Below are 1,756 nucleotides of genomic sequence, written 5' to 3'. Positions count from 1 at the left end.
GCGTTTCACCAGTCCAGTTGATAACGGAGAAATATTGCCGTTTAATACACGAGGTTTGCCTTATCCTGAAGGTCATCAATCCTACCACCAGTATGAAATAGTGAAGGATATCACGAGGGAAAATATTTTAAAAGCATATAATGAAGCACCGAAAAAATTACAATTATTCTTAAATGAAAGATTGTCAAAATATGGAAATCCAGTGGATGTGCTATCTGATGTGAAGAAGGGGCAAATCTCTAAAGTATTTGGTCAGGGAGGTGGAACTCAAATTCAGTTTGGTTCCAATATAGAGTACTATGAAATATTAGGTTTTCTTAAAGAGGTAAAATAACATGGCATCAAAAGAACTAATTGAACAATATAAACAGGAAATTGAAACACTAATTAGAAAGAATAATTTTCAAACTTTGAGATATGAGTTATTTAATGAACAGAGTAATCTTCCATGGGCGACACATCTATTTTATAAGGATAACAAGTTTATGATAAATAGTAGAGATGAACGCTCGTATGTTGTTGGAGTAACTTGGGAATACGATACTATTAATGAAGCTATAGACAAGTTCATGAGTATACTGAAACAAACAATTAACGCTGAGCATTTAGCATCAGAACTAGGATTTTCTCATCCATACTCGTCACCACTTTGGGATGAGGATTAAAAATGATGTAGCCTGCAGGACAAAGAGGAATGCAAAATTAGGGTTATTGGGAGAGGCAAAATAATGGTAAATTTGGATAAAGAGAAACAAGAACTTATGGAAGAAATTAAATTGTTGGGATATGAAAGTTTAAGATTTTCTATTTTTAATGATCATAGACCAGGTGAATGGGAAGTTCGAATTGAGTTTGATTCTATCAGTGAACATTATTTTGTTTACGCTACAATGGATAGAGCAAGTTATAACAAAAAATTGGAATTTGATAATTTTGAGGATGCAAAAAATAAATTTATAGAAAAACTAGACCTCACTGTGAAAATAAATAGAGCTTCTATAAAAAGTGGAGAAGTTCCTGAATATTCCTCTCCATTATGGGATAAAATCGATGATTGATATTGAGAACATGAAATGCATATGGAATTACCTAGAGAAAATATTCTGAAAAAAATTAAAGAATTAGGTTATGAAAGTTTACGATACTCGATTTTTAATGAGCATGGTCTCTCAGAATGGGAAACGCGCATTGAGTTCAATAATGAAACTGAAAAATATAAGGTATATCTAACAAGGGATAGAGCTGGGAAAGGAAAGATTTTTGAGTATACTAATTTTAAAGAAGCAAAAGAAAAATTTATGGAGTTATTAGAACATACTGTTTCAAGAAACAAGTACTATATTTCCAATGGTTGGGCTCCTCAATATCCTTCCCCCCTCTGGGATGATGCCACAGAATAACAAATAACTCCCCTTTTATGATAGAATAAATGAAACAAGAGTTTACCAATGGTCAATTGGTAAGCTCTTGCTTTAAATAGAATTCTCTTCAAAGCCAAGTAAATCAACACTACTCTAGTATCTCATCCGCTCAATCCCGAATCACTTCCATCGATGAACAGTTGGAACGTCTTCGCACGGCCAAGAAGTCTGTAGGGGAAATTCAAAAGAATGTTCACGATATCAGGTATCCTATCAACCACCGCAATATCCAACCGGATTGGCATGGGAAACAAAAAGATGCCTTCACCAAGCAGTGGGAGACCTTCTCCACTGAGTATACAAATTTCCAAACAGAGATGAATATCTTCTATGAT

At 34.0% G+C, this 1,756-nt stretch carries 3 protein-coding genes and 2 pseudogenes; all 5 read left to right on the top strand.

Annotated elements, in window-relative coordinates; genetic code table 11:
- Nucleotides 1-334 (top strand): annotated as a pseudogene (locus tag SORDD15_RS03365) (TNT domain-containing protein); the annotation flags it as partial.
- A 1-nt stretch (nucleotide 335) separates the two neighbouring features.
- Complete coding sequence (locus SORDD15_RS03360; RefSeq protein ID WP_061414339.1) at nucleotides 336-665, top strand: Imm59 family immunity protein; 330 nt, start codon at nucleotides 336-338, stop codon at nucleotides 663-665.
- A 63-nt stretch (nucleotides 666-728) separates the two neighbouring features.
- Nucleotides 729-1,058 (top strand): Imm59 family immunity protein, encoded by a 330-nt coding sequence (locus tag SORDD15_RS03355; protein ID WP_061414335.1) that lies wholly within the window; start codon nucleotides 729-731, stop codon nucleotides 1,056-1,058.
- A gap of 21 nt (nucleotides 1,059-1,079) precedes the next feature.
- Nucleotides 1,080-1,400: an Imm59 family immunity protein gene (locus SORDD15_RS03350; RefSeq protein WP_231097620.1), complete on the top strand. Its 321-nt coding sequence runs from the start codon at nucleotides 1,080-1,082 to the stop codon at nucleotides 1,398-1,400.
- 113 nt (nucleotides 1,401-1,513) lie between these two features.
- Nucleotides 1,514-1,756 (top strand): annotated as a pseudogene (locus tag SORDD15_RS03345) (YwqH-like family protein); the annotation flags it as partial.

Source organism: Streptococcus oralis (genome assembly GCF_001578935.1).
GTDB lineage: Bacteria > Bacillota > Bacilli > Lactobacillales > Streptococcaceae > Streptococcus > Streptococcus oralis_R.
The sequence above is the reverse complement of the archived record's forward strand: the minus strand, read 5'-3'. Positions and strand labels throughout refer to the sequence as shown.